Below are 25,550 nucleotides of genomic sequence, written 5' to 3' on the forward strand. Positions count from 1 at the left end.
TAAGATTAGAAACCAAAGCGTAAACCTACAAGATACGACTTCGCTACAGGGTACGCACCCTCATCGACACCCATGTGGATGTCTTGGTTGTCGTTACCTGATCTTCTCAAGTTGATGTCTGGGTCAAGACCAGTGTATTTTGTAAGTGTAAAAACGTTCTGGCCTTGGACATAAACCTGAGCAGAACTCATGCCTAATTTTTTCAACAAAGTGCTAGGCAATGTATAAGTCAACTGGATGTTTTTCAAACGCAAGTACGAGCCATCTTCCAAGAAATAAGAAGAAACTTGCTGGCTAGTCGCATCCCCAGAGTTTAAGCGAGGAAGTTTCGCATCGTCGCCTGGTTTTCTCCAAGAATCGTACAACATTTCTTTCGAGCGGTTGCCTTGGAATACGTTGAAGTCTGTCCAATAACGAACGTAGTTGAACAATTGGTTACCCTGAACGCCTTGGCCAAACATGGTCAAATCCCAGTTTTTGTAACCTAAATTGATGTTGAGACCATACGTAAACTTAGGGTGCGGGTTGCCCATGATGGTACGGTCAGCGGCAGTAATTACGCCGTCGCCGTTGATGTCACGGAATTTGAATACCCCAGCTCTGGTATATGTTCCAAACTTAGGCGCAGCAGCTGCTTCCGCATCGTCTTTGATGATACCATCTACAATATAGCCGTAGTAACTAGCAATCGGTATGCCAGCCTTGGTAGCCGAGATGGCAGGAAGGCGCGTTGTGAAACCAAACACCGTAGCATTCGGGTCGTCGTTCAATTTCTTCACTTCGTTTTTGTAGTGACCAACGTTCAATCCCACTTGGTAACGGAAGTCTCCTTTTTTGTCGCGGAAGTTGATACCAAGGTCAATACCACGGTTTTGAACCGAACCGATGTTTGTGTATGGGATAGTACCAGAACCTGCCGTACGTGGAATCGCAATCTGGGTAAGCATGTTGCTTGTCAGACGATTGTACCAGTCCACAACCAACTCCACTTTGTTGTTCAACAACACCGCATCAATACCGATGTTGGTAGAGGTATTTGTTTCCCATTTACCTTGTGGATTACCAAACTGTACAAGGTCAAAACCTCCAACGATGGATGTTCCAGTACCGTTGATGTCGTAGGCGTTGTTAGATGGATCCGCTGCGTAAAGTGTGTAAGCGTTATAAACGTTAGGAATCAACTGGTTTCCTGTTTTACCCCAGCCAGCGCGTACTTTCAAGTCGTTGATAAACTTCACTTCTTTCATAAAGTTCAGCTCAGTCATACGCATACCCACCGAGAATGCAGGGAAGATGGCGTAGCGGTTGGCGGCTGAGAAACGTGAAGAACCGTCGCGACGAAGGGTGAAGTCAGCAAGGATGAAATCTTTGTAGGCGTAGTTGATTTTTCCAAACTGTGAGAACAATGAACTAAGCGTTGCTCCACCGCCCGCGTTGCTCAAACCTGATGCCGAACCTGCGTCAAGGTAGCGGTAATCCAAATCATCGAAAGCAAAAGCACTACGACTGGCTTGGAAACCAAAAGCGTACGTTTTCACGGCTTCTGTCCCTACGAGTACGTTGAAATTGTGAACGCCTATTGTTTTGCTGTAATTCAAGGTATTAAACCACGTCAACGAACGGTCGAATTGATTAATAACGTTCAAGCTGTTGGCGTTACGTGCTTCGGCCGCTTCAATGTCACGGTGGAAGTACTCAGAGCGGTTGTATTGGTTATATTCCAAACCAAGGCTTGTGCGTGCTTTCAATCCAGGAAGGATGTCTAACTCAGCAAATACGTTACCAAATACGTGCGAACCTTTGGTAATGTTGTCTTTTTCACGGTACAAACGCGCCAATGGGTTAGGAGCATTTCCGAGGTTACTACCTCTACTTCCCGCGAAACCGTTATAAGGAGAGGTGTTTGTTCCACCCAATTCGGCAGGGCCGCCAGTGATGTCAAATACAGGGATGATTGGGTGAACACGAATGGCAAACATGATAGGGTTTGACTCGTCGTTGTTCGTAATCCCTTGTCTTTCGTCGTAAGAGAACGTAAAGTTTTCCCCGATAGTCAATTTTCCTTTGGTAAACTCAGTATTGGCGCGGACAGAATATCGGTCATATTTGGTGTAGCGCAAGATACCGTCTTGTTTGAAGTAGTTGGCCGAAATCGCGTACTTACCTGATTTCATACCACCTGTAGCTCCTATCTGGAAGTTGGCGATAGGGGCTGGGTCAAAAATAACATCTTGCCAGTCAGTTCCTTCTTTGTTGGCTTTGGTAATATTGAAAGCCGTTTTACCTAAGTTAGGGTCAGCGATGTCGTTGGTATAGGTGTAGTTAGATGGAAGTGCGCCATACACGTTGGGATAAATGTAATCTGCAATTGTTTGCTCACCATTTGATCCAAATTTATACTGCGCCGAAGGCGATGCTGCCGAAGGGTTTTTGCCCGCACCCAACTCAGACTCGTACAAGTATTGACCAAGCTCTTGGGTGTTTAGCAGGTTGAGCATTTTGCCTGGGCGCTGCGTACCGCTGTAGAAGTCGAAGGTAATGCTTGGCTCGCCTACTTTGCCTTTTTTTGTTGTGATAATAACAACCCCGTTGGCGGCACGCGCTCCGTAAATAGAAGCAGCTGAGGCATCTTTCAACACCTGCATCGACTCGATGTCGTTGGGGTTCAATTGGTTCAATGTACCTTGGGTAGGAACACCATCGATTACGTAAAGTGGGCTGTTGTTGTTGATTGAACCAAACCCACGAATCCGCACCATCGTTCCACCACCAGGTGAGTTATCGTTTCCTACAACTACCCCCGAGGCACGTCCTTGGAGCATTTGAGTAACGCTGGCCGCAGGAGTAGCGGTAAGTTCTTTGGCACTTACCACGGTGACAGCTCCAGTGATATCTTTTTTACGCTGAGAGGCGTAACCCGTTACAACCACTTCCGAAAGCGACTTGACATCGACGGCCAAAGAAACATCAATGGTTGTACGGTTTCCAATCGCAATTTCTTGTGTATTGTATCCGATGTAGGATACCACAAGTGTTGCGCCAGCAGATGGAGGGGTAAGGGTGAAGCGGCCTTCGCCGTCGGTGGTAACACCTGTGTTGGTCCCTTTGATGAGCACACTAACACCTGGTAGTGGATTGCCATCATTTGAGTCAGTGACGCGGCCAGTGAGGCGGCTTTGTGCCCATGTTGTTAGTACAACAAGCCACAATAATGCAGCTAGGTAGAGCTGTTTTCTCATGTGTTAAAAAAAGTTAGATAGATAGAATGAGCAATAACAAGGAACAGTAAACCATTCTTAACCGTAAAACTAGAAAAAATGTCATTTTTACTTTAAAAATTTAAAAAAAATATTTTTCAGGAAAATATGATTTGGTCGAAATTAGTGGTCTGTATGTCGATAAATAAAGTGGAGTTGACAGTTTTTGGTATAAATAACAGTGGGAAGCGTATAAACAGCAAGCGAGCCTATCCTTAGTATGGATAGGCTCGCTTGCTCGGGCTATAATTGAATACGGTTACTTAATCAGGAACTGTACCCGACGGTTGCGTTGCCGATTCTCTTCCGAATCATTGGGAGCAATGGGTTTACTTTGTCCTTCGCCACGGTGGGCAATGTTGGCTTCGGTGGCTCCTTGATTGACGAGGTAGTTGGCGATTACTTTGGCGCGTTGCTCCGAAAGGGTTTGATTGAGTCTGGGGTCGCCTATATTATCGGTATGGCCTACGATTTCGATTTTAATGTCAGCGTTTTTTGCCATAATCACCGCTAGGCGGTTGAGTTGGCCGTAAGCTTCTGGCCGTAAGATATAGCTACTTTGGTCAAAATAAACATTATCTTCAATCGTCAGGGTTTGGCCTGCTTTGATATTGTCAAAGATTTTTTCGTTTACAACAGGTTTGCCCTTAGCGGCTGCTTTTTTGTGAGAAATCAACGAAATATTGGTCAGGTATTCGCCTCTTTTTGCCCAATCACCCGCGTCGATGCGCATTGAGTACATTTCGTAGCCGTTGGCTTCGGCTTCCACCAAATAGGCTTGGTCGAGGAAAAGTTGGGTGGTTACATCGGCATATCTCACCTTGGTGGGAATCGCTTTCTGAGTGGCAATACTGGTAACGCGAAAACGGAGATTAGGGATACTCCTGCGCGATTGGGCATCTAACACTTTAAACGTGAATACATGTGAAGGCGAGGCAGCAGGTTTGGCCGCGTTGGGGGTAAGTTTGGCTTCGTACGAAAACACTTGACCCACCTTCATTTCTTCGGCATCAAGGTTGTGGGTAACCGATTGATAACCATTCGCTACTACTTCAATTTTGTAAATATCAGGTTCCTTTATTTTGTGTCTGGCAACGGTTGAGGCTGTGCCTCTTACTTCCGTTGTTTGTTCGGTGAGGGAGGCCGTAATTTTAAAAATGGCTGGGATACGTTGTCCTGTGTTGGCGTCGGTTGCGGTGAAGCTGAGATACGTGTCGTCGATTTTAGTCAGTTTGACGGTTAAGTCGCTCGTTTCAGTCAGGAGTGGGAGTACTTTATCCAGTGGTTGTTGGTACGACATAAAACCCTTAGCTTCGGCTTCAATAATGTATTGATGACCAGGGCTAATAGGGGTGACAGCTTGCCCTTGTGGCGTTCCCTTAATGTTCAAAATGGCACGTTTATCAGCTTGGTCAATCACCCGTAAATTGGCGATGATTGGCTGTCCAGATTGTTCTTCAATGATTCTAATCTTTAGGATAACATCTACTTTTGAGAGCTTAATTACTTGTGGTGTGGCGGGTGCGGTGGTTGTAATCGAAAGTTTTGATTCGTAACGGCGGTAACCACTGGCAGTAACTGTCAGATTATAAGGTTGTTTTTGAACAACGACGGTTGGATTGAACAGGCTTCCATCAGCGCTTGTAGTCCCTGTATAGCTTTCTTTTATTTCGTCCGAAAGCTTAAATTGTGCCGCTACGGGTTTGTTGGTGAGGGCGTCAATGGCCACAAATTTTAGCTCTTGCTTGGGTATTCGATTAAGAACCACTTCCGTGGCTTCCCCTGCTTTGATTTTTAGCGAGCTCTTGTAAGTTTCATACTCGGGAGCGCTAACTTCGAGGGTATATTGCTCCGTATCTTTTAACTCAGCCAGCCAGCTACCTCCAACGTTAGGATTTTTTTTGGCAGTGATAAATTGCCCATTTCGTTCGTCTTTGATGGTGACTACCGCCTTGGTAACAACCGAACGCTGTGCTTTGTCAATCACTAAAATGGTATGCCCAGCATTGGTGGTTGTGGCCACTTCAAATGCTTTGGGTGGCTTGAGTGGTTCGAGGTCAATCACAAAAGGAAAATAGCCTGTGGAGGAAGGAGTGCCTGCCTCAAATGTGTGCGTTTGGCGGTAGGTTCTGTACTCTTGAAAAGCGACAAACACTTGATATTGAGTGCCTGGGGTTACTTTTACAACGTAAGCATCATTGACCATTTGGCCTGGTAATTCGGATTCGGTATTCACGGCCAAAACTGAGACAATTGGAACAAGCGGACGCTTGGTGTATTTGTCTCGAACTTCGACGCCAAGACGGAATTCGGTTTGTCCCCAGAGGGAGGAGGAATACAAACTTGCCAAAAAAACTAAAAAACTGACTGTAAGACGCATAGGTTAGGGGAAATAGGAGAATAGGCAAATTTAAGTACTTTCCCTTAAAAAATGATAAAGCCGCCGTAAAACCCTATGTTTTTAATGGAGAATACCCTTGTAATAAAAAAATGGAATGCTCTTTTGAAGAACATTCCATTGGACGGAAACCTTTAAAATAAAGTACCTAAACGACCTAAACTTACTCTTGCTTAGTGTCTTTTGCGTCTTTTTTCTTTTCAACCTTTTTGCCTACCAACGTACCTGCTTTAAGGCGCTTCGAGACTTCGATAAACGGTCCCGAAATGATTTCTTCTCCTTCTTTAAGTCCTGAGATAACTTCAATGTTTTCAAAATCACTGATGCCAGTTACTACTTCACGCGTGGCAGCTTTGCCTTTGTCGTTGATGAAAACTAGCTCTTTCAACTTCTCTTCTTTCTTAGCTTTTGATTCGTTGTTGTTTGAAGAAGCAGGAGCTTCCTCGCCTTCTTTTTTCTCTCCGCTTTCGTCATCTTTTCCACGGGTTGTGACGGCCGAAATTGGCACTGATAAAACGCCCAACTTACGTTCAGTAATGATTTCAACGGCGGCAGTCATCCCTGGTTTGAACGGGTATGATTTTTTGGCGCGTTTGGCCATCAAGTCACGATACGATGAGTTAAGAATCTTAATTTTTACTTCAAATTCAGTTACGGCATCCGCAGAGTTAGAAGCGGCCGTTGCCGTTCCAACGCCGTTGGCCGTGTTGGCAATTTCAGTGACCATCCCCTTAAACTTACGGTCAGCGTAGGAGTCAACTTCAATTTCAACGGTATCGCCCAAATTAACCCGAACGATGTCGTTTTCATTAACATCCACGCGAACTTCCATGTTGTTGAGGTTGGCAATACGCATCATTTCGGTACCTGCCATTTGGGAAGTTCCTACGACGCGGTCGCCTAGTTCAACGTTTAGTTTTGAAATAGTCCCACTTTGGGGGGCGTAAATGGTGGTTTTGCGCAAGTTTTCTGCCGCGTCACGGAGTGCTGCTTCGGCACTTTGCACATTAAATTTTGACGCTTCAACGGCAGCTTTAGCCGCTTCTACGTTTTGTTGTGCCACGCGATAGTCGGCCTCACTGCGTTGAAAATCAGCTTCTGCTACTACTTTGTCGGCTAGTAGTTTCTGATTACGCTCATATTCGGTTTTTGCCCTAATCAACTGCGCATTCGACTGAGCAAGTGAGGCTTTAGAACGTTCTACTTCGGCCTTACTTGAGTTGACCGATGCCTGCGAACGTGCCAAGAGCGCTTCGTAGTTGTCGGGACGAATTTTGGCTAACAGCTGGCCTTTTACTACTGAATCGCCTTCTTCGACGTACAAGCCAATGATTTCTCCTGGAACGTCAGGGCTGATTTTTACTTCTATTTCTGGCTGAACTTTTCCCGACGCACTTACGCGCTCAATGATGTCAGAGCGTTTTACTTTGGTAAATTCTACTTCGGTGGGCTTCACTTTGCCAATCCATCCAGCTTGTTTGGCAATAAACAGTCCTGCACCGAGGGCAACGACAACGCCTCCGAGTATCCACCATATTTTTGAAGAAGATTTTTGTGCCATGGCCTACGATAAAGTTTTGATTTTAGTCAGTTCGGTTTTGGTTGATGCGGTTAGGAAAAGAGGGGATTTACTACTCAAGAGACAATGGTTTGTTTTGGTAGAAATCCAAAATCTTTGAACGGAAAATGTACTCGTATTTGGCCTGAATAAGGCTTGCCCGTGAGCGGTCGAGGTTGTTTTTTGAAATGTTGTATTCAACGGCGTTGATGGCACCCGCATTGAGGCGGGCCTCTGCGGCTTTGAACGACAACTCCAACGATTCGATTTGCTTGGCTGTAGCCTCGTAGCGTTTGGCAGCGTTGAGCATGGTATAATAGGCTTGCTCTACCGTTTGACGTACTTGGTTACGCACAATTTGGGATTGGTATTCGGCATTTTTCTGCTGAATTTGGGCATTCGCAATGCGGTATCTTACTTGATAAGCGTTGAAAATTGGCACACGAAGCGACAGCGACAACGATGCGTTGCGGTTAAAATTCAACTGGTCGAGGTAGCCAAAGTTTTGGATTGACCCGCTGGGGATGGTCGTTTTTTCAATGACAGGAACGGTAAAGCCAGCGTAAGAAACATACCTAGTGGTTGAAGGAACATCCACAACCCTAGAAGCCCCACCGTCGCCTACAAAACGTTGTTTGGGGGCGGCGCTTGAAAAAGACGAACTTAAACCTCCACCGAGCGACAACGAGGGCAGTTTGGCGCCGCGTGCAATCTCAATGCCTGTTTTGGCACTTTCAATCCGAAGCGTGGCTGCTTCCATATCGGGTAGGTATTTGATGGCGGCGTTATAGACTTGCTCCAACGTCGCATCGTAAGGGGCTGACGACGATGGAAGTGGTAAGTTGATGGGAATAAGGTCGAAGTTCTCGCTGGCAGGCAAATTGAGGTATTGCTTGAGGGTCAATTTCGCAATTTCGATGCTGTTTTGCGCATTGACAATCGACAACTCATCATTGGCTAATTGCGAACGAATATCGTACAGGTTGATTTCGGGTAATGACCCTGCTTTTACCAATTTCTCAGTACGCTCCAACTGAAGCCGCGTTGTTTCGGCTTGGCGGCGGGCAAACTCCAATTGCTCTTGGTTATTAAGGACGTTGAGATACGAAGTAGCCACGTTCAAAATAAGCGCGTTACGATTGCTTTCAACGTCTTTTTGCAGCGCCTGAAGGTTCTGTTGGTTTTGCTTAATGGTATTTTTAAGTTGGTACCCATTAAACAAATTGACGCCTGTATTTAGCTGAAAACTTGAAAAATTGACCGTTTGCTCCACAAATTGGTTGGTAAAAGGGTCGATGTTACGTCCCGATTGCAAACCTTGGTTGGCGCTTAAATTGAGGGTAGGGAATTTCTGCCACTTCGATTGGTCGAGGGTATTTTGGCCAGATTGCACCTGAAGTCCCTGTTGTTTCAGTTGCAAGTTGTTTTCCAACGCTATACCAACGCACTGTTGGAGGGTATATTTTTGTTGAGCCTGGGCGGACGCACTAAAACCCAGCGCAAAGGCGAGTAACCATTTTTTCATCGCTGTATTGGGATTTTCAGTTCAAGGTTACAAAACAATGTTTGCTCGCTCTACGAAAATTGGATAAACGGTGAAATAAATGGATTAGTTGGAGGATATAAAGGATGCAGGCAGTGAGCTACTTAGCGGGGGGAGATACTTTTTTAAACTCAATATCACCTGCGTTGGCTATCCCAACAACCACCCGGTCGATGGCTCCTTGTGGATCGATTTTAAACTCAAACTTGCTTTGGTCAAAAGTGCCCGTTCCTTCAAAAACATCGTAATGATAATGTTGCAAACGAAACGATAATCCGTGAAATGCCCCTACGTAGTCGCTTTCTCCGCGTGCTTCGAGCGTGATGCTGCCGTAGGCAGGGTGCGTATAAACGCCACTATATGCTTCCGCTGAGTGAGAAGGACGGGTATCGGTTTTGCGTTTGGCGGCGTTGTCAGCTTTGGCTTTATCGATTTTGGCCTTGGCTTCGGCTTGGGTTATTTTTAAACGCGCCGACCAGTCGATCATCGAAAGACCCAGCCATTGGTCAGAAACGTAGTTACTCACGGCATTGACAAAATGATAGTCCGCAAATCCTGTGTTGGTCAAGACCACTACGCCGAGGTTGTTATTGGGGAAAAAGGCCATTTGTGAGCGGTAGCCTTCGATGGAGCCGTTGTGGGCCAATCGCAAATGACCACGATAGGTGTTGATACTCCACCCCATGCCGTAGCTTGCATACCCAAGTTCGCTAAACGTAACTTCGGCGGGTGCAACGATGGTTTGGGGGGTATGATTTTCTTTGAGATTGGCGGCAGAAACGATTTGTTTTTGCCCAAAATTGCCTTTGTTTAATTGCATCAAGAGCCAATTGGCCATCTCTGTAGCACTCGACTTGATAGAACCTGCTGGACCAATCGCATCGATGTTACTGCCAAACCCTTGTTCGACCCATTGCCCATTGTTATCGCGGTACGACAATGAATAGTCTTTGCTCGTAAAAAGCTCAGGATAGGTCAACACCGTTTGATTCATTGCTAAGGGTGTCAGGATTTTTTCGCGGACAAAATCTTCCCAGCTTTTCCCCGAAAGGCGTTCCACCAAAATACCCGCCGTCATATACATGAGGTTATTGTATTGGTATTGGGCAAAAACGGGTTTTGATAAGGGTAAAAACTTGAGGCGTTGGTAAAGTGCTTGTCGGTCGAGGTTGGCGTACAACCACGTCCAATCGTGGCGAGGTAATCCCGTACGGTGCGAAACTAATTCGCGTGCGGTGATCGTACGCGTGGCGTATTCGTCGGCCAGTTGAAAATCGGGCAAATAATCTTTGATGGGTTTGTTCCAGTCAAGTTTTCCCTCATCCGCCAGAATCGCCAGTGCCGCCGAAGTAAATGATTTGCTGCATGAAGCGATGGGAAAGAGCGTATTTTCAGTAACTGGTAAGTTGTTTTTAATGTCCTTTAAACCATATCCTTTGGCATAAAATAGCTTTCCGTCTTTCACAATCGCCACCGAAGCACCTGGCACTTTCCATTCGGTCAGCATCCGATTCACAAACCCATCGAAACTTTCAAACGGAGTAGGCGCGGGGACTTTCGACGTTTTCTTTTGAGCAAAAAGAACGTTGGCGCAGACCAAGAAGAGTAAAAAGAGCGAACGAAATTTCATAGTTGGCGGGAGGGTGAAAGACAAGTTGATGAATGACGATTTAGGAATGTCAAATATAATAATTTACCCCTCAATTAGCATTAAACGCCCTAAAAATGCCTCAGCGAGGCATAACGTTTGTTGGCATAACATTTGTCATCATTCGGTAAAAACGAATCGTCAGGAAAACCGCCGAAAACGTAAGCCCCGCCGACAACGATACCCAGACACCCTCTACGTCCATCTTAAACGTAAATGCCAAAAAATAACTCAACGGTAATGAAATAACCCAATACGCAATGAGCGTGATAAACGTTGGTACGTTGACGTCTGTCAGCCCCCGTAGCGCCCCCAAAGCCGTTACCTGTACGCCATCCGACAGTTGAAAAAAGCCCGCGTAAATCATCAACGTTGCTGCGATGGTTGTTACTTCAGGATTGTCTTTGAGATAGAGAGATACTAAAAATTCGTTGCAAGTAAGGAACGTAACGCACCAAACACCCATAAAAGCGATGGTAAGAAGCAGTGCCGCTGTACCCGCTTGCTTGACCTTAAACGGATTTTTTTCGCCATAAGCCCGTCCCACGCGGATAGCGCCTGCCGAAGCGATGCCCGTTGCCATCATATAAGTCGTAGAAGCCATGTTAATGGCGATTTGGTGGGCGGCGAGTTGGTTTTCGCCCAGCCACCCGATAATGACTACCGCTAACGAGAAAGCCGCAATTTCAAAGAAAAACTGAAACCCGACGGGAATTCCTAACTGAAAAACTTTCTTTATCAATTTTCCTAGTGCCTGCTTATGGGAAGCTGTGAGGTATGGCGTGAAATGTTTGCTTCTATAAATATAAACCAAAATAGCGACTGCCATGTAAATACGCGACAATAGAGTTGCGAAAGCAGCGCCGTTGAGCCCCATTTTTGGAAAAAAACCGATACCATTAATGAATATCCAGTTGAAAAAAGCGTTGAAAATCAGGGCAGAAACTGTAACCGCCATAGCCACCCGCGTGAGTGAAAGCCCGTCGGCCAACTGACGAGCAGCGACAAATACAAGCAAAGGAAGGGTGGAGGCGCTTAAAATGTACAAAAATGGCTTAGTAAGGCGGGTTACTTCGGGGGTTTGACCAAAAAGGTGTAATTCGATGCCCATGAGCATACCCGCTAGTCCCAGCCCTGTGCCAAGAATGAGGGAAACGATAAGACCTGCTCTGAAAAGCTTTCCGATTTCGATGGTATTGTTTTGCCCCTTGGCCTGAGAAATCAATGCCGCCACTACACCCAGACCACCCACACCAATACTTGACATTAAAAATGACAACGAATTGGCCAAGCCCGCCGCGCCGAGCGGCACGGCGCCAAGGTAGCGGCCTACCATCAGGTTGTCGGTCATTCCCATGAGTGTTACTCCAAGTTGGGCAATAATGATAGGGATACTTAACTTAATGGTTTCACTGATTTCCTTGCGCATTCTGTTCTGATTTTGGCTATTCGTTGGCTGATGATCGTCTAAACAAGACGGCAAAGGTAGAAGATGCAAGCTGAATTGTTTGAATTAAATAGTAATTTTGAGGCTTCAAGCTTCCTTATTGAATGGCACACAATCTCAAACTTAGAAAACCTCTTGCTTTTTTCGATTTAGAAACAACAGGGGTAAATATCCAAAAAGACCGCATTGTTGAAATCAGTGTGGTGAAAGCGCTCATCAATGGTGAGATAGAAAGCAAAACTTTTCTAGTCAACCCTGGCGTTCCAATTCCGCTCGAATCAAGCCTTATTCACGGGATTTATGACGAAGACGTGAAGGAATGCCCAACCTTTAAAAATTTTGCGAAAACGCTCGCGCAGTTTTTGCAGGGCTGCGATTTGGCAGGATTTAATTCCAATCGTTTTGATGTGCCGATGTTGGTGGAAGAATTTTTGCGTGCCGACGTCGAATTTGACATCAAAAACCGTCGCTTGGTGGATGCACAGCGCATTTTTCACATGATGGAACCTCGAAACCTTGCGGCAGCGTATAAATTTTATTGTGGCAAAGACCTCGAAAATGCCCACAGTGCGCACGCTGATACGGTGGCTACGTTTGAGGTATTATGCGCTCAAGTGGAACGCTATGCAGGGGTAAAAATCAAGAACGACAAAGGAGAGTTGTATGAGCCTGTACAAAATGATGTAGAGGCATTGCATAACCTGACAGCGGCAAAAATTGTAGATTTCGCCAACCGAATGGCCTATAACTCAAAAGGGGAAGAGGTTATCAACTTCGGAAAACACAACGGAAAGCGTGTTGTGGACGTTTTGGCGCAAGAGCCTAGTTACTACGATTGGATGATGAAAGGTGACTTTACCCTCGATACCAAACGGAAATTGACCGAGATAAAAATGCGAGCTGCATTTGGGAAAAAGTAGTTAGTCCACGGTCGGTGGTCGATAGTCCATAGTAAAAAAGCCTTTCCAAGTTTTTGAAACTTGGAAAGGCTCCCTCTGACAAACTTGTCAACTAGCCACTTACCATCGTCTGCCGACTATCGACCATTGACCCAAAACTACGTCTTCAACTTCTTCTTTTTGGCCGCTGGGAACAAAATGTTGTTCAAAATCAAACGGTACCCTGCTGAGTTAGGGTGTAAGTTTAAATCTGTAGGTTCTTCATTGATTTCGTGGCGGTAATCTTCAGGGTCGTGGCCACCGTAGAACGTAAAAAAGCCTTTGGCATACGTACTGTGAATGTAACGCGCCTCACCCGCTGCGCGGTTTTCAGCCAAAATAATCACTTCGGGCTTGATGTATTGCTTTTTGAAAGCCGTGGTTTGACCCATAAATCCTTTGATGATTTGCTGGTGGTTTTGGGTAAGCATGGTAGGAACAGGATCCCATTTGGCCGAAAACTGAAACAACGTAAAATAATCGTTGGCTTCGTTCATGCCACGCTCATTAGGTTGGCTATCGACCGACGAAAACTCGATTTCGTACGGATTGGTCACAACTTGAAAGTTTTGGAAAGCAAACGTCTGGCTAAAATCTAGCTTCTTTTGGGCAGTGGGGTCAGTAGGGTCACCGTCGTAAATCACGTCTGCAATGTCGGTATTTTGTGTTGCCAAAGCTACATCGTACGTATCAGTGGCATTGCACATGGCAAACATATATCCGCCACCTGCTACGTACTCTTGTACTTTTTTAGCCACGGCCAATTTAAGTTTTGATACTTTTGAAAAACCCCATTTTGCCGCAATATCCTCAGCTTCTCGCTTTTGTGCGCGGTACCAAGGGTAGTCGCGGAAGTGAAAAAACTTGCCGTACTGTCCCGTAAAATCTTCGTGGTGAAGGTGTAACCAGTCGTATTCCGATAGTTTGCCTTCCATAAGATCGTCGTCATAGACAATGTCGTAGGGGATTTCGGCGTAGGTCATCACGAGGGTTACGGCGTCGTCCCAAGGTTGTTTGGTTTTAGGCGAATAAACGGCCACTTTGGGAGCTTTGTGGAGTTTTACATTGTCCATGTTGGCATCGGGTTGGGCAATTTCGCTTAAAATTCCGCTTCCTTGCGCGTCAGAAATGACCTCGTATGAAATCCCACGGACAACCATTTCGTTGATGATTCGCTGGTTCCAATCCATCATAAAACTGCCTCCTCGGTAGTTGAGAAGCCAGTCAATTTCAGTATCGTAGGTGCGCAAGACCCAGTACGCCAGTCCGTACGATTTAAGGTGGTTTTTTTGGGATTCATCCATCGGAATCAGAATCTTAGAGGCCCAAGCCCCGTGTACTACGCCCAAAAAAATGATAAGTGGTAGGATGAACCGCTTCATCGGTTTGTGGATTTAAATTTTCAGAATGACTTTTGTAATAACGAATATATTGCAAAAATCGTGCAGAATCAACCATTGCCATGAACCTTATTGAGAACTTTCGTGAAGGACTTCGCTCTATTCAATCAAACATGCTTCGGACTGTCCTGACGGCCCTGATTATTGCCATTGGTATTACATCGCTGGTGGGGATTTTGACGGCCATAGATGGAATGCAAAGTTCGGTGAATAATAGTTTTGCCGATTTGGGGGCAAATACCTTTGATATCCGAGGCCCGCAGCCTTTTCGCCGAAGAAACGGAGGAATGCGCTCTAAAGATTTTCCTTCGATAACCTACCGCCAAGCCAATCAGTACAAACGCGAAATCAGAGACACCTATAATGCCCAAGTGTCGATTTCGTCGAACATTAGTGGGGCTGTACAAGTCAAATACAAATCCGTCAAAACCAACCCCAACACGCGCGTAGTTGGTATTGATGATAACTATATGGCGATTAAGGGCTATAAGCTTGCGAATGGCCGTAATTTCTCCCCAACTGACTTAGACAATGGCCTTAACGTCATCATTGTCGGTTCTGAAATAGCGCAGAAACTGTTTGAGGGAAAAATAAACCCAATCAATGAAGAAATTATCGTTCGGGGAAATCAATATAAAGTGGTAGGCGTACTGGACAAAAAAGGCTCATTGACGGGAGGAGGAGATGACCGTGTGTTGTTGGTGCCCCTTGAAAATGGCCGAGCTTTGGCTGCAAACCGCGAATTGACTTTTGATATTACGACTTCGGTCAACAGCATGGAAGACCAAGAACTCATTATGGGGGAGGCGAGGGGAATCATGCGGCGGGTTCGGAAAGACCTCATTGGGAAGCCTGATTCGTTTGAAATAGAAAGCGCCGATGCACTGGCCAAAAACTTTGAAGAAATATCGGGATACTTGCGCATGGGGGGCTTTGGAATCGGCATCATTACGTTGTTGGGGGCGGCCATTGCGTTGATGAATATCATGCTGGTATCAGTAACCGAAAGAACGCGTGAAATAGGTATCCGAAAGTCGCTAGGGGCAACCCCACGGCTGATTCGTCTGCAGTTTTTGATGGAAGCAATTGTGGTGTGTATTTTGGGAGGAATAGGAGGCCTTATTCTTGGAATTATTGTAGGAAACATCATTGCTAAGGTTATAAGTGAGAATGCAAGTTTTATTGTGCCTTGGTTTTGGATGATGATGGGCATATTGGTGTGCGTTGTGGTTGGAATTCTTTCAGGAATTTATCCAGCCATAAAAGCCTCACGCTTAGACCCTATCGAAGCATTACGCTACGAGTAGCGAAAGTTTTTGATTTTTTTTCAGTGGGAATGTTTGCATTTTAAATCTCAACCGCTACCTTTGCAGTCCCGTTTACACAATGACTTGCCCAGATGGCGGAATCGGTAGACGCGTTGGTCTCAAACACCAATGAGGTTACACTCGTGCCGGTTCGACTCCGGCTCTGGGTACTCGGGTAAAACTCGAAGCGAAAGCTTCGAGTTTTTGCTTTTATACCTTTGTGAAAAGTGCTCACTCGGGAGGGTAGGAGGCTATAAAAAAACGGTTCAGAGATTGCTCTGAACCGTTTTTTTATGTTGAAATAATAAAATCTCAATTAATCTTCGCTATCGACATGGGAAGCACTAGGGGCTTTGATGATACCTCGGTCGGCATTGCGAATAAAATTTACAATGAGGTCGCGTTCGGGCGTTGCAGGAAGGTCTTGCTCAATATGCTCTAAAGCTTCAGAGTTGTTGAACCCTTTGAGATATATATAACGATAAACCTCTTGAATGTCGTTAATTTGCTCGTTGGTAAAACCACGGCGACGCAAACCAATTGAGTTTACTCCCGCGTAAGAAAGAGGCTCTCTTGCCGCTTTGGTAAACGGTGGAACATCTTTACGAACCAGTGAGCCGCCAGCCACCATAGCATGGGCGCCAATCTTTACAAATTGCCGTACCGAACTTGAGCCCGCAATGATGGCCCAATCGCCCATGTGGACGTGTCCTGCCATTTGGACGTTGTTGACAATAATGCAGTTGTTACCGATACGACAATCGTGGGCGACGTGTGAGTAAGCCATGATAAGACAGTCGCTGCCAATTTCGGTTTTCCAGTGTTCCTCTGTTCCTCTACTAATGGTGGCGTATTCACGAATAATCGTATTGTCGCCAATGTAAGTGAGGGTATATTCTCCCTTGAATTTTAAATCTTGGGGAGTAGAAGAAATTACTGCACCAGGATAAATTTGGCAGTTTTTTCCAATTCGGGCGCCGTCATTGATGATTGCGTGTGAACCAATCCACGTTCCTTCACCAATTTCCACGTCTTTGTGGATCATTGCAAATGGCTCAATAATTACATTGGGAGCAATTTTGGCCTCAGGATGTATGTATGCTAACGGTTGAATCATGTTGGGTTGATAGTTTCCAAAGCATCGTTCTCAGAAAGAAATCCTTTCAAAAGAGCTTGCTTTGTTTACCATTACTTTTTTCTAACTAGGCTTGCGGTCATGTCAGCTTCACATACAAGTTGTCCTGCCACGTACCCTGCGCCGTGCATTTTTACAATTCCTCGTTTGATAGGCGCTGTAAACTCACATTTGAAGATAACGGTATCTCCAGGAACGACGTTGCGACGAAAACGGCAGTTTTCGATGGCAGCCAAGAAAGGCCAATAGTTCTCAGGGTCTGGTTGCGAACTTAAAGCAAGAATAGCTCCTGTTTGCGCCATGGCCTCCATTTGTAAAACACCTGGCATGACAGGATTGTTTGGAAAGTGCCCCGTAAAGAAGGGTTCGTTCATGGTGACATTTTTGAGACCTGCTACGCTGTTTTCGTCCATATAAACGATTTTGTCAATCATCAAGAACGGATAGCGGTGGGGAAGAAGCTCACAAATGCGCTTCAAATCCATCACAGGAGGCATTTTGGGGTCGAAGTGAGGCACTGGGCTTTTCGACGACTCCATGAGTTTTTTGATTTTTTTCGCCAAAGCAACGTTGGCTGCGTGGCCCGGACGTGCTGCCAAAATTTGGCCTTTGATAGGACGGCCTACGAGTGCCAAGTCACCTACTACGTCAAGTAGTTTGTGGCGCGCCATTTCGTTGGGGTAGTGTAATTCTAAGTTATTCAGAATACCTACTTTTTTGTTGACCCCAATGGTAGGTTTGTTGAGTAACTGAGAAAGATAATCTAGTTCTCCCTCTTCCACATCGCGATCAACGATTACAATGGCATTGGTGAGATCGCCACCTTTGATGAGGTTGGCTTTGTAAAGCGCCTCAAGCTCGTGCAAGAAACAGAAAGTTCGGCACGAAGCAATCTCGCGTGAGAAGGTAGTAAGGTCGTTGAGCGAAGCGTGTTGGCTGCTGATTACTTGTGAATTGTAATCTACCATCACCGTGAGGCGGTAGTCGTTGAGAGGTAAAGCTACCATCTCAATGTCTTTTTCCGCGTTTATGTAGCGTACAGGTTCTGAAATTTCGAAGTAATTGCGCGAGGCATTTTGTTCAATAATTCCAGCTTCTTTTAGCGCTTCTACAAACTTGATAGAGCTGCCGTCCATGATAGGAGGCTCGGGACCATCAAGCTGAATGAGTACATTGTCAATTTGTAACCCAACAAGTGCGGCGAGGGTGTGCTCAACCGTGTAAACACGGGCTCCGTTTTGTTCGAGGGTAGTCCCCCGCGACACATCCACCACATTGTCCACGTCAGCATCAACGATAGGCTGACCTTCCAAGTCAATACGTTGAAATTTATAACCGTGATTGATAGGGGCGGGCACAAAAGTCATGGTAGCCGAGACACCAGTATGCAACCCTACACCCGATACCGACACCGATTTTTCGATGGTTTGTTGTTTAATGTTCAACATTCCTAGTGTTTATCTTCTTTGTTTTGTTTCTCTAATTCGTGCACTCTTTTTTCCAAGAGCGGTAATTTACGGAAAATTGCCGCCGAACGTAAACTGTCTTTGAGTTCGAGGGCTGGAGTTCCGTTAAGTGAAAGTCCTTCTTCTTCCCATGTTCGAGTAACACCCGCTTGGCCACCCACTTTGGTTCCTTTTGGCACCGTAATGTGTCCGTTAAAACCAGCTTGTCCGCCTATGACGCAATTTTCTCCGATTTTGGTTGAGCCCGCTATGCCTGCTTGAGCAGCAATGACGGTATTTTTACCAATTTCGACGTTGTGCCCCACTTGCACTAAATTGTCCAGTTTTACTCCCTGTCGAATAACTGTCGAACCCATTGTGGCGCAGTCGATTGTTGCCCCTGCTCCTATACTTACGTTGTCTTCGATGACGACGTTGCCTAGTTGGGGAATTGTTTTGTAAGTTCCGTCGGGAAGAGGGGCAAAACCAAATCCATCGCTTCCGATAACGGCGTTGGCAAAAAAGGTGCAATTTTGACCAATAATGGTATTGTTATAAATTCGGACACCCGAATGAATCACCGTACCATCGCCAATTTTGACGTTATCGCCCACGTAAGCATGGGGATAAATTTTTACATTTTTCCCAATCTTACAATTTGTTCCAACGTAAGCAAAAGCACCTAAATAGGGGTTTTCGCCCAATTCAGTGCCTTCTCCAAGGTAAGAAGGTTGCTCAATTCCTCGTTTATCGCCCTTGATGATTCGTTCGTATTGTTGTAGAAGTTGAGTAAACGCTGTATAGGAGCTTTCTACCCGAATAAGGGTAGTTTTAAACGCTTTTTTAGGTTCAAAGCTTTTATCTACAATTACTGCCGAAGCCTCGGTTGTGTATAAATAAGGCTCGTATTTTGGATTGGATAAAAAAGAAATACTACCAGAGATACCCTCTTCAATTTTTGATAACTGACTGATTTTTAGGTTCTCTTCGCCTTCTATTTCTCCTCCGAGCAGTCCAGCAATCTGCTTGACGGTAAATTCCATACGGTCACAATTAAGACTGCAAAGTTAGGGGTTTCATCCAACAAACATAATACTTTCGGACAATATTACTCAGGGCCTTAATTGTCGGTAAATCAGAGGCATCAGCAATATCGCATACGCTGCCATCTTTCATTTTGATAAGAATGCGTTCTTTGCTCGAAACATAGGCCGCATTGCTCGACTCGCCCAGCACCAAAAAATAGTCATGCCAGCTGTCCGAAATGCCTTGTTGGCGCAGTTGTTCGTGGATTTCTTGGAGCTGATTTTGGTCAAATGGCGTGCTTGAAAACTGTATTTTGTACAATTTTCGGTCAAGTAAATGTTGACAAATCATGGAAAGCACGCGGTCTTCGTGAGTAGCCCATACTTTCAAACAACCCCAAACGTCGTAATCGTCGATTTTGGTGAAGGATTGAAGGTATTGAGGGTTTTCTTGAAACTGCTGCAAGGTGATTATCTGACGAAGAAAAAGCCCAAAATCACTAGGTGCAAAGATGGTTTCTCCACTTCTGGCCAACTCGCGCGCACGCCTGATGGCCTGAATTAGCATCGTTTCGGCACAGATGGACGTCTTGTGAAGGTACACCTGCCAATACATGAGACGCCGTGCGTTTAGAAAATTTTCGATGCTTAATATCCCTTTGGACTCCACAACGAGTTGGTCGTCAACCACATCCAGCATTTTGATGATGCGCTCGGTACCAATGGCTCCTTCGGCTACGCCCGTAAAAAAACAGTCGCGGTTGAGGTAATCCATACGATCCATGTCCAATTGACTGGAAATCAGTTGGTGAAAAAACTGCCGTGGATAACTGCCCTCAAACATCTGAATAGCCATTTCGAGCCGCCCGTCCAGCTGGCGGTTGAGTTCTTTCATAATTTCCAACGAAAGATATTCGTGGTGGACGTCGTTCAAAATGGTTTTTTCCAACACGTGAGAAAACGGCCCGTGCCCAACGTCATGCAGCAAAATCGCAATTTGGGCGGCTTCCCATTCGGCTTCCCAAATCAAGTGACCTTTGGTGCGTAATGTTGACAGGGCTTGCCCCATGAGGTGCATGGCGCCAAGGGCATGGTGAAAACGGGTATGCAGTGCCCCAGGATAGACCAGTTCGGCCATTCCTAGTTGCCGAATGCGTCGAAGTCGTTGGAAAAAAGGGTGTTGGATAAGGTCAAAGACCAAATCAGACGGAATGCTGATGAATCCATAAACGGGGTCGTTGAAAATCTTTCGTTTGTTCACGCCTGAGTAAATTTGGGAAACGGAATTTTTGAGTGCAATTTCGTGAAAAAATACCTCCATTACCTAATGAAACACGTTGCTCTTTCCTTTTTCGTCGTCTTGAGTACGGTGGCTTTTGCTCAAAAAAAAACAAAAAAAGCCGAAGTGGTCACCATTCACACGTCGTTTGGTGATATGGCAGCCATTTTGCATGAGCAGACGCCGCTTCACAAGGCCAATTTTTTGAAATTAGCCAAAGGACACTTTTACGATAGCTTACTTTTTCACCGAATCATCGAAAATTTTATGATTCAGGGGGGAGATCCTAATTCCAAAAACGCCAAACCAGGCGACCGCTTAGGTGGGGGTGGGGGCAATCTGGAGCGAATTCCTGCGGAGTTTCGTCCCGATTTGTTTCATAAAAAAGGGGCGTTGGCAGCCGCAAGGGATAATAACCCCGAAAAAAAATCATCGGCCTGCCAGTTCTATATCGTACAGGGAAAAGTATATAACGATGCTGAACTCGATGCACAGTTACGTCGGGCGGTAGGGACTCGGCAAGCAACACCTGAGCAGCGAGAAGTGTATAAAACAATAGGCGGTACGCCGCATTTGGATGGAAATTATACGGTTTTTGGGCAAGTGATAAGTGGGTTGGCGGTGCTCGATAGCATTGCGCATCAACGCCGAGATGGCTCCGATCGACCATTAAAAGATGTACGAATGAGTATGCGCGTGGAGAAAATGAAAAAGAAAAAAATTGCCAAACGCTACGGTTATCGGTTTGAATAAGGACTTCCTACCGAGTCATTCGTTTGAAGTTTTCTAAATTGTTGGAAAACTAACTTTCTTTCGCGTTATTTTCCCGATGGGTTTACTAACTTTGCCCATTAACTTATTTCTACGACTGATGGCAAAAATCCTGATTGTGGATGACGAGAAAAGTATCCGTGCTGCCCTGCGTGATATTTTAGAATACGAAGATTATGAGGTTGAAGAGGCCAAAGATGGAGAAGAAGGTCTCTATATGATTCTCAATAATCATTATGATGTGGCGCTCTGCGATATTAAAATGCCAAAATTGGAAGGACTTGAGGTACTTCTAAAAGCTGGCGAAGCAGGCCGAGCGACTCAATTTATTATGATTTCGGCTTTTGGTAGTGTTGAAAATGCCGTAGAGGCTACCAAACGTGGTGCGTATGATTTTATTACCAAACCACCTGATTTGAACCGCTTGCTGGTCTCGGTTCGAAATGCCATTGAGAAAGCCAAATTGGTCGCAGAAACTGTTGATCTCAGAAAACGTATTTTCAAAATCAACGAAATTGTGGGTGAGTCGGCGCCGATTCGTAAGGTCAAAGAAACCATTAGCCGTGTCGCACCTACCGAAGCCCGTGTGCTTATTACTGGAGCCAACGGTTCGGGTAAAGAAATGGTAGCCAAGCAAATTCACGAGCGGAGCAACCGCGTTAATAAGCCTTTGATTGAGGTAAACTGTGCCGCAATTCCGAGCGAATTGATTGAAAGTGAGCTTTTTGGTTACGAAAAAGGGGCATTTACGGGTGCAGTCAAACAACGTATCGGTAAGTTTGAACAAGCCGATGGTGGAACGCTCTTCTTGGACGAGATTGGTGATATGAGCTTGTCGGCGCAGGCCAAAGTGCTGAGAGCGCTGCAAGAAAGTAAAATCACCCGCGTGGGTGGAGATAAAGAAATCAAAATTAATGTTCGGGTGATTGCGGCGACTAACAAAGACCTCAAACGTGAGATTGCAGAAGGAGGTTTCCGTGAAGACTTGTACCACCGCTTGAACGTCATTCCGATTCACGTACCGCCGTTGTCCGAACGCCGCGAAGATATTCCGTTGTTGGCCGAAAAATTCTTGTACGATATTTCGCAAGAATATGGTGGTGTGCCCAAAGAAATTATGGAAGATGCCATGACCCACCTAAAATCGTTGCCGTGGACGGGTAACGTTCGTGAATTGCGCAACGTCATTGAGCGTTTGGTGATTATGTGTGGAGACGAAATCTTGCTCGAAGACGTCCGTTTGTATGCAAGCTTTGGAAGTTAGTCTAACTTATTAAACGTTTTTTTAGTAACTGGTGCTTTGGCACACATGATAATGGAAATCAATTTTTCAAAATCTCCCGACGGTTTGGTTCCTGCCGTTGTTCAAGATGAAGAAACGGGGAAAGTACTCATGGTTGGGTATATGAATGCGGAAGCATTGGCTAAAACCGAAGCCGAAAAAGTAGTCACGTTTTTTAGCCGTTCTAAGCAAAGACTTTGGACCAAAGGTGAAACATCAGGTCATTTTTTACAAGTAAAAACAGTTTTGCTGGATTGCGACCAAGACACGATTTTGATAAAAGTGCATCCAATTGGCCCAACTTGCCATACGGGTGCGGATACCTGTTTTTTTGAAAAAAATGAAGGCAAAGCCTCGTTTTTGAATTACCTACAAAAGCAAATCATTCGCGACCGCAAAAATAATCCCTCGGACGCGTCATATACGAGTAAGCTTTTTGCCCGTGGAGTCAATAAAATTGCCCAAAAAGTAGGCGAAGAAGCCGTAGAATTGGTGATTGAAGCCAAAGATACTAACGATGACTTGTTTAAAGGTGAAGCGGCCGATTTGTTATTCCATTACCTGATTCTTCTCGAACAACGTGGGTTGGATTTAGATGATATTGTGGACGTGTTAAAAACCAGACACAAATAAAAACAATACGTGAATCAGGGTATGAGTATCCTGATTCACGTATTGCTACCGTAAAATTCTTAGCTTCGCAAAACTCAGTAAGAGGGTTTTTTCTCCTGTTGTATCAAAATGAATGATGGCTTTGCGGTCGGTGCCGTTGACGTCCATTTTCTTTACCGTTCCTTTCCCAAATTTAGGGTGCTCTACACGATTCCCTTCTTCCAGACTTGAGGTATCACTTGCCACAAAAGGCTCACTTGCGCCGTTGGTCGGTGGGGGAGGAGTGGGTACTTTGGGGCTGGATACTCCAGCTGAACTTTTAACCGTTTCGGTCGTTCCTTTGGGAGTTTGAGAAGTTCGGTTGGTTATCTGACGAATAAAATTATTTGCTGATGGTTCTGCGTTGTTACGGTAGTCGTCCATGCCTCCCGAACGGCGCCCTTTGGCCATCATCAAAAAGCGCTGGTCAACTTCAAACAAAAAGCGGCTAGGTTCGCACATGTTGAGGCGACCCCAGTTGTAGCGACTTTCGGCGTACGAAAACGTCAGTTTGGTTTCGGCACGGGTAATGGCTACGTAAAACAACCGCCGCTCTTCTTCCAAATCTTCCCGTTTTTCGAGCATCATTTGGCTCGGAAACAGTCCTTCCTCCAGCCCGACCACATACACATTTTTAAATTCTAGCCCTTTCGCGCCGTGAATCGTCATCAACGTCACGCGGTCGGTATCGCCATCGTCGTCAGTTTCGTCGGCGGTGGTCAAAAGGGATACTGTTTGCAAGAACGAACTTAACGTTTTGTCTTCGTTATCGGCATTATCTACAAACTCCTTGATGGCATTGAGCAATTCTTGCACGTTTTCGTAGCGGCTCAAGCCTTCTACGGTTTTGTCTTCGTACAACTCCCGCAAAATCCCCGACGTTTTAGCTACGTGAGAGGCCACGGTATAGGCGTCTTTGCCTTCTTCCAATAATATCTTGAAACTCTTAATCAACGTCGCAAAGCTCTCAATGGGCAACGTAGCACGCCCCGCCACGTAGCGTGAGATATTAGAAACTACTTCCCAAATCGGCACGCGGTGTTCGGCGGCTGAAACGGAAATTTTGGCCACTGTGGTGTCGCCAATACCGCGTTTGGGAAGGTTGATGATTCGCTTAAAGGCTTCCTCGTCGTTTTGGTTCACGATAAAACGCAAGTATGCCAGCAAGTCCTTGATTTCTTTGCGTTGGTAAAACGACAATCCCCCAATGATTCGGTACTTGATATTAAGGCGGCGGAGGGCTTCTTCAAACGCCCGTGATTGGGCATTGGTACGGTACAAAATCGCGAAGTCGGTGTTGCGTAAGCCTTTGTTTACTTTTTCTTCAAAAATCGCGGTTGCAATCAGTCGCCCCTCTTCGTTGTCCGAACTAGCTTTGACCACGTCAATCAATACGCCTTCGTCGTTGGTGGTAAAGACGTTCTTTTTGAACTGCGCTTTATTTCTGGCAATCACCGAGTTAGCCGCGTTCACAATCGTTTGGGTCGAACGGTAATTTTGTTCCAATTTCACTACCCGTACTTCGGGAAAATCACGTTCAAAATTGAGAATATTCTGAATATTGGCCCCACGGAACGCGTAGATACTTTGCGCGTCGTCGCCCACCACGGCAATGTTCCGATGCACCGCCGATAACTTTTTGGTAATCAGGTACTGCGCCACGTTGGTATCCTGAAACTCATCGACCATCACGTACTGAAATTTGTGCTGGTACTTGTTCAAAACTTCAGGAAAATCGCGGAATAGCACGTTGGTATTAAACAACAAATCGTCGAAATCCATGGCATTGGCCTGAAAACAACGCGTTGCGTAGGCTTTGTACAAACGTCCGATTTCGGGGAGCTTGGCCGCTTCGTCGTCGGCTCTAAACAAAGGGTTTGCCAAATAATCATCCGCCGAAATCAGGTTGTTTTTTGCTCCCGAAATACGGTTAAAAACGACGTTGGCCTTGTACGTTTTATCGTCAAGGTTAAGCTCTTTGACAATGCTCTTAATCAACGATTTCGAGTCGTCGGTATCATAAATGGAGAAGTCGGAAGTATAGCCCAAAAAACGCGCCTCAATGCGGAGAATTTTGGCAAATACCGCGTGGAAGGTACCCATCCAGATATTACGGGCTTCGTACCCAACCACTTTTTCGATACGCGCCCGCATCTCTCCTGCGGCTTTATTGGTAAATGTCAACGACAAAATCCGAAACGGATCCACGCCATTTTCTATCAAATGGGCAATTCTGAAGGTCAGCACTCGTGTCTTACCCGAACCCGCTCCCGCAATAATCATCAACGGCCCAGGGCCATGCGTTACGGCTTGCGCTTGGGGTTCGTTGAGGCCACTTAAATAATCAATCATCTACGTCATTTTTTAACACTACCACAAAGTTAGGGGAAAAGTTTGGGAGTCACCCACAAATCAATAACTACTATCGCCTCCGCGAGCGCGATAGCGGGAGTGTATCGCTCGTGC

At 45.6% G+C, this 25,550-nt stretch carries 17 protein-coding genes and 1 tRNA gene; 6 read left to right on the top strand and 12 right to left on the bottom strand.

Annotation, left to right across the window (positions count from 1 at the left end; genetic code table 11):
- Positions 1–5: 5 nt before the first annotated feature.
- From K339_RS0114865 to K339_RS0114890, 6 genes are all read right to left on the bottom strand, one after another.
- Positions 6–3,239, bottom strand: a complete 3,234-nt coding sequence (locus K339_RS0114865) for a SusC/RagA family TonB-linked outer membrane protein (RefSeq protein WP_028524302.1) — start codon at positions 3,237–3,239, stop codon at positions 6–8.
- Between the two features lie 277 nt (positions 3,240–3,516).
- Complete coding sequence (locus K339_RS35995) at positions 3,517–5,637, bottom strand: OmpA family protein (RefSeq protein WP_051398021.1); 2,121 nt, start codon at positions 5,635–5,637, stop codon at positions 3,517–3,519.
- Between the two features lie 181 nt (positions 5,638–5,818).
- Positions 5,819–7,216, bottom strand: coding sequence for an efflux RND transporter periplasmic adaptor subunit (locus tag K339_RS0114875; RefSeq protein WP_028524303.1), 1,398 nt, complete (start codon positions 7,214–7,216; stop codon positions 5,819–5,821).
- Between the two features lie 70 nt (positions 7,217–7,286).
- The gene (locus K339_RS0114880; RefSeq protein WP_028524304.1) at positions 7,287–8,738 is read right to left on the bottom strand and encodes a TolC family protein; all 1,452 of its coding nucleotides are present in this window, start codon (positions 8,736–8,738) and stop codon (positions 7,287–7,289) included.
- A gap of 118 nt (positions 8,739–8,856) precedes the next feature.
- On the bottom strand, positions 8,857–10,386 hold the full coding sequence (locus tag K339_RS33755; RefSeq protein ID WP_051398022.1) for a serine hydrolase: 1,530 nt from the start codon (positions 10,384–10,386) through the stop codon (positions 8,857–8,859).
- 100 nt (positions 10,387–10,486) lie between these two features.
- Positions 10,487–11,833, bottom strand: a complete 1,347-nt coding sequence (locus K339_RS0114890) for an MATE family efflux transporter (RefSeq protein ID WP_028524305.1) — start codon at positions 11,831–11,833, stop codon at positions 10,487–10,489.
- A gap of 122 nt (positions 11,834–11,955) precedes the next feature.
- On the opposite strand from K339_RS0114890, the gene K339_RS0114895 reads away from it, so the two are divergent.
- Positions 11,956–12,771 carry a 3'-5' exonuclease gene (locus K339_RS0114895; protein ID WP_028524306.1) on the top strand — a complete coding sequence of 272 codons (816 nt, stop codon included), beginning with the start codon at positions 11,956–11,958 and terminating at the stop codon, positions 12,769–12,771.
- A gap of 137 nt (positions 12,772–12,908) precedes the next feature.
- Here K339_RS0114895 and K339_RS0114900 read toward each other — a convergent pair whose 3' ends face one another.
- Complete coding sequence (locus K339_RS0114900) at positions 12,909–14,171, bottom strand: hypothetical protein (protein WP_028524307.1); 1,263 nt, start codon at positions 14,169–14,171, stop codon at positions 12,909–12,911.
- Between the two features lie 80 nt (positions 14,172–14,251).
- Between K339_RS0114900 and K339_RS0114905 the strand changes: the two genes are divergently transcribed.
- Both K339_RS0114905 and K339_RS0114910 read left to right on the top strand, forming a co-directional pair.
- Positions 14,252–15,496 (top strand): ABC transporter permease, encoded by a 1,245-nt coding sequence (locus tag K339_RS0114905; protein WP_028524308.1) that lies wholly within the window; start codon positions 14,252–14,254, stop codon positions 15,494–15,496.
- Positions 15,497–15,582: 86 nt separating this feature from the next.
- Positions 15,583–15,666, top strand: a tRNA-Leu gene (locus tag K339_RS0114910).
- Between the two features lie 146 nt (positions 15,667–15,812).
- Here the strand turns inward: K339_RS0114910 and lpxA are convergent.
- From lpxA to K339_RS0114930, 4 genes are all read right to left on the bottom strand, one after another.
- On the bottom strand, positions 15,813–16,613 hold the full coding sequence (gene lpxA / locus K339_RS0114915) for an acyl-ACP--UDP-N-acetylglucosamine O-acyltransferase (RefSeq protein WP_028524309.1): 801 nt from the start codon (positions 16,611–16,613) through the stop codon (positions 15,813–15,815).
- Between the two features lie 71 nt (positions 16,614–16,684).
- Positions 16,685–18,076, bottom strand: a complete 1,392-nt coding sequence (locus K339_RS0114920; protein ID WP_028524310.1) for a bifunctional UDP-3-O-[3-hydroxymyristoyl] N-acetylglucosamine deacetylase/3-hydroxyacyl-ACP dehydratase — start codon at positions 18,074–18,076, stop codon at positions 16,685–16,687.
- Between the two features lie 5 nt (positions 18,077–18,081).
- A complete protein-coding gene (gene lpxD / locus K339_RS0114925; protein ID WP_028524311.1) occupies positions 18,082–19,119 on the bottom strand; it encodes a UDP-3-O-(3-hydroxymyristoyl)glucosamine N-acyltransferase in 1,038 nt (345 codons plus the stop codon).
- A 10-nt stretch (positions 19,120–19,129) separates the two neighbouring features.
- Complete coding sequence (locus tag K339_RS0114930) at positions 19,130–20,362, bottom strand: HD domain-containing protein (protein ID WP_028524312.1); 1,233 nt, start codon at positions 20,360–20,362, stop codon at positions 19,130–19,132.
- Between the two features lie 66 nt (positions 20,363–20,428).
- Between K339_RS0114930 and K339_RS0114935 the strand changes: the two genes are divergently transcribed.
- From K339_RS0114935 to hisIE, 3 genes are all read left to right on the top strand, one after another.
- A complete protein-coding gene (locus K339_RS0114935) occupies positions 20,429–21,133 on the top strand; it encodes a peptidylprolyl isomerase (protein ID WP_028524313.1) in 705 nt (234 codons plus the stop codon).
- Positions 21,134–21,251: 118 nt separating this feature from the next.
- Entirely contained in the window at positions 21,252–22,415 is a 1,164-nt protein-coding gene (locus K339_RS0114940) for a sigma-54-dependent transcriptional regulator (protein WP_028524314.1), read from the top strand.
- 45 nt (positions 22,416–22,460) lie between these two features.
- Positions 22,461–23,066 (top strand): bifunctional phosphoribosyl-AMP cyclohydrolase/phosphoribosyl-ATP diphosphatase HisIE, encoded by a 606-nt coding sequence (hisIE, locus tag K339_RS0114945; RefSeq protein ID WP_028524315.1) that lies wholly within the window; start codon positions 22,461–22,463, stop codon positions 23,064–23,066.
- 45 nt (positions 23,067–23,111) lie between these two features.
- Here the strand turns inward: hisIE and K339_RS0114950 are convergent, their stop codons facing one another.
- Complete coding sequence (locus tag K339_RS0114950; protein ID WP_028524316.1) at positions 23,112–25,436, bottom strand: ATP-dependent helicase; 2,325 nt, start codon at positions 25,434–25,436, stop codon at positions 23,112–23,114.
- Between the last annotated feature and the right edge of the window lie 114 nt (positions 25,437–25,550).

This window comes from Runella limosa DSM 17973, from assembly GCF_000482465.1.
Lineage (GTDB): Bacteria > Bacteroidota > Bacteroidia > Cytophagales > Spirosomataceae > Runella > Runella limosa.

Coding starts and splice junctions, on each gene's coding strand:
- K339_RS0114865 (WP_028524302.1), bottom strand. CDS start 3,239: ATGAGAAAACAGCTCTACCTAGCTGCATTATTGTGGCTTGTTGTACTA.
- K339_RS35995 (WP_051398021.1), bottom strand. CDS start 5,637: ATGCGTCTTACAGTCAGTTTTTTAGTTTTTTTGGCAAGTTTGTATTCC.
- K339_RS0114875 (WP_028524303.1), bottom strand. CDS start 7,216: ATGGCACAAAAATCTTCTTCAAAAATATGGTGGATACTCGGAGGCGTT.
- K339_RS0114880 (WP_028524304.1), bottom strand. CDS start 8,738: ATGAAAAAATGGTTACTCGCCTTTGCGCTGGGTTTTAGTGCGTCCGCC.
- K339_RS33755 (WP_051398022.1), bottom strand. CDS start 10,386: ATGAAATTTCGTTCGCTCTTTTTACTCTTCTTGGTCTGCGCCAACGTT.
- K339_RS0114890 (WP_028524305.1), bottom strand. CDS start 11,833: ATGCGCAAGGAAATCAGTGAAACCATTAAGTTAAGTATCCCTATCATT.
- K339_RS0114895 (WP_028524306.1), top strand. CDS start 11,956: ATGGCACACAATCTCAAACTTAGAAAACCTCTTGCTTTTTTCGATTTA.
- K339_RS0114900 (WP_028524307.1), bottom strand. CDS start 14,171: ATGAAGCGGTTCATCCTACCACTTATCATTTTTTTGGGCGTAGTACAC.
- K339_RS0114905 (WP_028524308.1), top strand. CDS start 14,252: ATGAACCTTATTGAGAACTTTCGTGAAGGACTTCGCTCTATTCAATCA.
- lpxA (WP_028524309.1), bottom strand. CDS start 16,613: ATGATTCAACCGTTAGCATACATACATCCTGAGGCCAAAATTGCTCCC.
- lpxD (WP_028524311.1), bottom strand. CDS start 19,119: ATGGAATTTACCGTCAAGCAGATTGCTGGACTGCTCGGAGGAGAAATA.
- K339_RS0114935 (WP_028524313.1), top strand. CDS start 20,429: ATGAAACACGTTGCTCTTTCCTTTTTCGTCGTCTTGAGTACGGTGGCT.
- K339_RS0114940 (WP_028524314.1), top strand. CDS start 21,252: ATGGCAAAAATCCTGATTGTGGATGACGAGAAAAGTATCCGTGCTGCC.
- hisIE (WP_028524315.1), top strand. CDS start 22,461: ATGATAATGGAAATCAATTTTTCAAAATCTCCCGACGGTTTGGTTCCT.
- K339_RS0114950 (WP_028524316.1), bottom strand. CDS start 25,436: ATGATTGATTATTTAAGTGGCCTCAACGAACCCCAAGCGCAAGCCGTA.